We start from the raw sequence: 6000 nt of genomic DNA on the forward strand, positions 1-6000 counted from the left end.
CCCCGGCCCGGCGCCACGCCAAAACGCGAGGTCACAATACCTATTCTCCGCGCTCCACCACCCGGATCAGGCTCGCGGACGGCGGGCAGAACAGGCGCACCGGCGCGTACTTGGATTGGCCCAGGCCGTTGGAGACTTCCATCCACATCCTGCCGTACTTGTGCAGCCCGGAGGCGCGCTCGCGGTCGATGTCCGCGTTGGTCACAATGGCGCGCTGACCGGGCAGGCAGATCTGCCCGCCGTGGGTGTGGCCGGCGAGCGCGAGCTGGTAGCCGTCGGTCTCGAACGCGTCCAGCACCCGGCGGTACGGCGCGTGCAGCAGGCCGATAGACAGATCGGCGTCCTCATTCGGCGCCCCGGCGATTTCGGCATACCGGTCCAGCTCGTGGTGCGGGTCGTCCACGCCCGCCAGCGCCAGGCGCACGCCGGATGCCTTGAACTCCAGGCGGGCGTGGGTGGCGTCTTGCCAGCCGCGCTCCACAAACGCGGCGCGCATCCCCTCCCACGGCAGGTCCTCGTAGGACGGCTCGCGCTTCGCCCCGGTCAGGTACTTCAGCGGATTGACGGGCCGCGGCGCCCAGTAGTCGTTGGTGCCGAACACGAACGCACCCGGGCGGTTCAACAGCGGGCCCAGCGCGTCCAGCACCCACGGCACCCCGCCGACATCCGACAAGTTGTCGCCGGTGTTGACCACTAGGTCGGGGTCGAGCGCGTCCAGGCTGGAGACGAATTCCACCTTCTGTTTCTGTCCCGGGATCATGTGCAGGTCGGACACGTGCAGCACCCTAAACTCGTCGCGACCTTTCAACACCCCCGGCTCGAGCAGGGGCAGGGTGTACTCGCGCAGCTGGAAATTGTTGCGTTGGGTGTACCCCCACGTCAGCGTGGCGGCGCCCGTCGATAGGCAAAGTGCTCCGATTCCCGTCAACTTCTTCACCCGCACCACTGTAATCTCGCAAGCATGAGTGCACTGAAAGACCAGATCCGCGCAGACCTCAAAGAAGCCATGAAGGCGAAGGAAAAGGAGCGCACCGGCACCATCCGCATGCTGCTGGCCGCGATCCAGACCGCCGAGACCGAGGGCTCCAAGCATGAGGTGGACGACGCGGAGATTCAGAAGATCATCGCCCGCGAGATCAAGAAGCGCCGCGAGTCCGCGGACATCTACAAAACCAACGGCCGCGACGACCTCGCCGAGGCCGAGCTCACCGAGGCCTCGATCCTCGAGGTGTACCAGCCGAAGCAGCTGGATGACGACGAGCTTGCCAAGCTTATCGACGAAGCTATCGCCGAGACCGGCGCCGAGTCCATGGCCCAGATGGGGCAGGTCATGAAGGCCGCCACGGCGAAGGCCGAGGGCCGCGCCGACGGCAAGCGCCTCTCCGAGGCCGTCAAGGCGCGCCTGAGCTAGTTGCCGTTTCCGGCCCCGCCGCCGAAGACGTCGGCGATGGCGTCGCGGGCGTCGTTCAGCGATTGCTCGAGGCCCTCGATGCCCGGCGGGGAAGCGGGGCTTGGTTGCGGCGGCGCGGACGGCGAGGGGGCCGCCGCCGAGCTCGGGGGCGCGGAGGGGCTGGCGCTGGCGGCGCCGGCGCCGTCGGAGACGTTCAGCGTCACCGTGGTGTTCGGGCCGTCCTGGACCGCGGAGACCACCGTGCCGGCCGGCGCGCCGGCGCCGTTGACCGTGTTCAGCGTGACCGCGTAGCCCTGCGCTTCAAGCTGGGACTTCGCGGCGGAGGAGTACTGGCCGACCACCGCGTCCAGCGCCCCGCGCTTCGTTCCACGCATGTGCACCGGGCTCGCAGGCGGCAGCCCGCCCGCCGCCGCGCCCGGCACCCCGGCCGCCGCCTGGAACCAGGTGTCGGCCGCTTCGTTGCCGCCGAACAGTGTGCCGTACTGGCACTGGCGCACCGGCTGGGTGCACAGCGGGGTGGACTGGGTGCCGTCGTTGTAGATGTACGGCGCGGCCGCCATGGTCTGGGTGAAGCCCAAAAACGCGGTGGAGTGGTGGGACTCCGTCGTGCCCGTCTTCGCGGCCGTCGGGGCGGACCAGCCGTTGTTGCGGGCGGAAGCGGACGCGGTGCCGTCGACAATGTCCTTTGACATGCCCTGGGACAGCGCGCCGGCGATGTCCGGTTCGACCGCCTGCTCGCAGGCGGGGCGGTCGATGAAGACCTGCTTGCCGTTTTCGTCCAGCACTTCCTTGATCGGGTTCGGCTCGCACCAACGCCCGCCAGAGGCCAAGGTGGCACCCACGTTGGACAGCTCCAGCGCGTTCACGGCGAGGGGGCCCAAGGTGAAGGCGCCCATGTTCTCTTCCTTCGCGGCCTGTGCGACGGAGCGGCCGTCGCCGAACGAGTTCTCGTCCGCGTACGAGCGCAGCCCCAGGCGCACCGCCAAATCGACGACGGGTGCCACGCCGGTTTTCTGGATCAGCTCCACAAACGTGGTGTTCGGCGACTGCGCCAGCGCGTCCTGCAGCGTCATGCGCGGGGCGTAGGTGCCGGCGTTTTCGACGCAGTACGCGCCCGGCGGGCAGTTGGCCGCGCCGCCGTCGCCCATGCCGTAGAGTACCGAGCGCGCCGGCGTCTCCAGCATCGTGTTCAAGCCGTAGCCCTGCTCCAGCGCCGCGGCGGCGGTGAAGATCTTGAACACCGAACCCGCACCGGCGCCAACCAGGGAGGCCGGCTGCGGCAGGATGGTCTGGCTCTGGTCCAGGTCCAGGCCGTAGAAACGCGAGGACGCCATGGCCAACACGTCGCGGGAATCCGCGCCGGGGCGGATGATGTTCATCACCTCGGCCACACCCGGGGTGTACGGGCTGACGTTGTTGCGCACCGCGTTGTTGGCCGCCTCCTGCACCGCCGGGTCCAGGGTGGTGGTGATGGTGTAGGAGCCGTTGAGGATTTGCTCCATGTCCAGACCCTTGTCCTCGAGGTAGCGGAGGGCGTAGTCGCACATGAAGCCCTTGTCGCCGGCGGCGATACAGCCCTGCGGCAGCGTCTTCGGCTGCCCCAGGATGCCCAGCGGGGTGCCGGCCAGGCGGTCCGCTTCCGCCTGGTCCAGGTAGCCCTGGGCTGCCATGTTGTTCAGAACCACGTTGCGGCGCTGGGTGGCGCCTTCCGGGTTGGTGTACGGGTTGAGCGCTTCCACGGACTGCAGGATGCCCACCAGTAGCGCCGCTTGCGCCGGGTTGAGCTCGCGGGCGGGGACGTCGAAGTAGGTCAGCGCCGCCGCCTCAATGCCGAAGGCGTGGTTGCCAAAGGAGACGAGGTTGAGGTACCTGGTCAGCACCTCGTCTTTCTCCAGCGTCTTGTCTAGGTCGGAGGCCATGCGCATCTCGCGCAGCTTGCGCGGGATGGACTGTTCGGTGGCGGCGTTGGCCTCGTCCTCGTTCTCCGCGTCGATGAGCCAGAGGTAGTTCTTCACGTACTGCTGGTTGATCGTGGACGCGCCCTGCTCCACCCCGCCGGCGAGCACGTTGGTCACCATCGCGCGGGCGAAGCCTTGCATGTCCACGCCCTCGTGCTGGTAGAAGCGGCGGTCCTCCGTGGCCACCAGGGCGTCCTTGACGTGCTGGGAGATCCCGTCGCTGGCCACCTCGTAGCGGCGCTGTTTGAAGATCCAGGCCATGGGGGTGCCGTTGGCGTCGTTAATCGTGGTGACGCCGGGGACTTCGCCGTGGGTGAGGTCGGAGAGGTTCGACTGCATCGTCTCGTCGGTGCGGGCGACGGCGGCGCCGCCGAGGCCTGCGAGAGGGGCGAGGCACAGGGCAATGGCCAGCGCCGCCGCGACGAGCGTGGCAAGCAGGCTTCCTAGGGATTTCAGTGCGGACACGCCATTACCTTAAATGACTCGGCCCGCGCGCGGGAATATAAAAGACCCCCCAAAAATGTGACCCATTCGACAGAATTCTTTCTTGTGTGATTACATTTACATGGGACCGTAGATATACGGTCGGATGTATAAAACTGCGCCGGGGAGACGGTGCAGGTGAACGAGTAGAGGAGCACGGCTATGACCACGGCTTTGGGTAACACCGCGCAGCGAAACGCACAACGGACCACGTCCCGCAAGTGCGACGCATCCGGACATCTCGTTTTTGACCGAGGGGATTGGGTCACCCACGCGCAGTGCCGCGGCAAGGATCCGGACGCCCTGTTCGTCCGGGGTGCGGAGCAGCGCAAGGCCGCCGCGATCTGCCGCGCGTGCCCGGTGCTCACCGAGTGCCGCGCCGACGCACTGGACAACAAGGTCGAGTTCGGCGTCTGGGGCGGGCTCACGGAGCGTCAGCGCCGCGCGGTGCTGCGCAAGAACCCGCACGTGACGGACTGGGCGGAGTACCTCTCTGCCGGCGGCGAAGTTGTCGGCCTGTAGGTAGTCTTGGGCGCCATGACGAAATGGGAGTACGCAACGGTTCCGTTGCTCACGCACGCCACCAAGCAGATTTTGGACACCTGGGGCGAGGACGGCTGGGAGCTCGTCTCCGTTGTCCCGGGCCCGACCCAGGACAACGTTGTCGCTTACATGAAGCGGGAGGTCGAATAGATGTGGACTGATCGTCTCAAGGAGCTCGGCATCGAGCTGCCCGCCGTCGCTGCACCCGTTGCTGCCTACGTGCCCGCCGTCGAGGCCGGAAACCAGGTGTGGACGTCCGGCCAGCTGCCGTTTATCGACGGCAAACTGCCCGCCACCGGCAAGGTCGGCGCGGAGGTCACCGAGGAGGCCGCTTACGGCTACGCCCGCCAGGCCGCGCTCAACGCGATCGCCGCGGTGGATGACTTGGTCGGCATCGACAACGTCGCCCGCGTGCTCAAGATCGTCGGCTTCGTCGCCTCCGACCCGGCGTTTACCGGCCAGCCCGCCGTGATTAACGGCGCCTCCGAGCTCATGCAGGAGGTCTTCGGGGAGGCTGGCGCGCACGCCCGCTCCGCGGTGGGCGTGGCGTCGCTGCCGATGGACACGCCTGTCGAGGTCGAACTCGTCGTCGAGCTGAAGAGCTAGAACTCCAATACACGGCTGTTAAGCGGGTACGCTGGGGCATATGCAACATCCCGCTTACAGCCAACTGCGCCCTGTGACCGCCAACGCCGCGGTGGTCCTGGCGCCGAACCCCAGCTACGCGGCGCTCGAGGGGACCAACTCCTGGGTGATCAGGGGTGAGGGGGATCAGCGAAGCATCGTCGTTGATCCGGGCCCGGAAGACGAAGGCCACCTCAACGTCCTCCATTCCAAGGCGGGGGAGGTGGCGCTCATTTTGCTCACGCACCGCCACCACGATCACGCTGACGGCGCGGAGCGTTTCCGCCAGCTCACCGGTGCTCCTGTTCGCTCGCTGGATCCGCAGTACAGCTCGGGGGCGGATCCGCTTATCGACGGCGAAGTGGTCGCCGTCGACGGCATCACCCCACGCCTGAAGGTCGTGGCCACCCCGGGCCACACCAGCGATTCTGTGTGCTTCTTTGTCTACCCGGGAGACCCGGAGACCACCGAGCTGGAGGGCATCATCACCGGCGACACCATCGCTGGCCGCCACACCACCATGATCTCCGAGACCGACGGCGACCTGGGCAAGTACCTGGATTCCCTGGAGCTTCTGGAGGAGCAGGGCAAGGACATCCCGCTGCTGCCGGGCCACGGCCCCGAGGGCGCGGACCTGTCGGCCTACGCCCGCAAGTACATCGACCGCCGCAACCAGCGCCTGGAGCAGATCCGCGAGGCGCTGAAGACCCACGGCGAGAACGCCGACATCAACACCCTGGTCGACGCGATCTACGACGATGTGGACCCGGTGCTGCGCGGCGCCGCCGAGCAGTCCACCCGCGTGGCCCTGCGCTACCTGAAGGCCGCGCCCTAGGGGTTTTGTACGAATCGACAAAACGCCCTCTCTGTCAGGCTGGTTGTGAACAACGATCCGTAGGAGGTTTTGTTCATGACTTTGCTCGATGTTCCAGTGTTGATCCCGGAGCCGGACGTGCTGTCCGAGGCAGCTTCGGTCGGTGG

At 67.2% G+C, this 6000-nt stretch carries 7 protein-coding genes; 5 read left to right on the top strand and 2 right to left on the bottom strand.

What is annotated here, in order from left to right; translation table 11 throughout:
- Positions 1-40: 40 nt before the first annotated feature.
- Positions 41-982: a metallophosphoesterase gene (locus MHX64_RS11330; protein WP_370642140.1), complete on the bottom strand. Its 942-nt coding sequence runs from the start codon at positions 980-982 to the stop codon at positions 41-43.
- On the opposite strand from MHX64_RS11330, the gene MHX64_RS11335 reads away from it, so the two are divergent.
- Positions 962-1411 (top strand): GatB/YqeY domain-containing protein, encoded by a 450-nt coding sequence (locus tag MHX64_RS11335; protein ID WP_239307015.1) that lies wholly within the window; start codon positions 962-964, stop codon positions 1409-1411. The two genes, MHX64_RS11330 and MHX64_RS11335, sit on opposite strands and share 21 nt — an antisense overlap.
- On the opposite strand, the gene MHX64_RS11340 is transcribed toward MHX64_RS11335, so the two are convergent.
- A complete protein-coding gene (locus MHX64_RS11340; protein WP_239357518.1) occupies positions 1408-3834 on the bottom strand; it encodes a penicillin-binding protein in 2427 nt (808 codons plus the stop codon). The genes MHX64_RS11335 and MHX64_RS11340 overlap by 4 nt on opposite strands.
- Before the next feature lie 180 nt (positions 3835-4014).
- On the opposite strand from MHX64_RS11340, the gene MHX64_RS11345 reads away from it, so the two are divergent.
- The 4 genes from MHX64_RS11345 to MHX64_RS11360 are packed head-to-tail and all read left to right on the top strand — an operon-like array spanning position 4015 to position 5854.
- Complete coding sequence (locus MHX64_RS11345) at positions 4015-4374, top strand: WhiB family transcriptional regulator (protein WP_239307013.1); 360 nt, start codon at positions 4015-4017, stop codon at positions 4372-4374.
- 15 nt (positions 4375-4389) lie between these two features.
- Positions 4390-4545, top strand: a complete 156-nt coding sequence (locus MHX64_RS11350) for a DUF4177 domain-containing protein (RefSeq protein ID WP_076590059.1) — start codon at positions 4390-4392, stop codon at positions 4543-4545.
- Complete coding sequence (locus MHX64_RS11355; protein WP_181890115.1) at positions 4546-5001, top strand: RidA family protein; 456 nt, start codon at positions 4546-4548, stop codon at positions 4999-5001.
- Positions 5002-5041: 40 nt separating this feature from the next.
- Entirely contained in the window at positions 5042-5854 is an 813-nt protein-coding gene (locus tag MHX64_RS11360) for an MBL fold metallo-hydrolase (protein WP_239357517.1), read from the top strand.
- Positions 5855-6000: the final 146 nt, after the last annotated feature.

It is taken from the genome of Corynebacterium sp. ACRPZ, from assembly GCF_022346205.1.
Lineage (GTDB): Bacteria > Actinomycetota > Actinomycetes > Mycobacteriales > Mycobacteriaceae > Corynebacterium > Corynebacterium lehmanniae.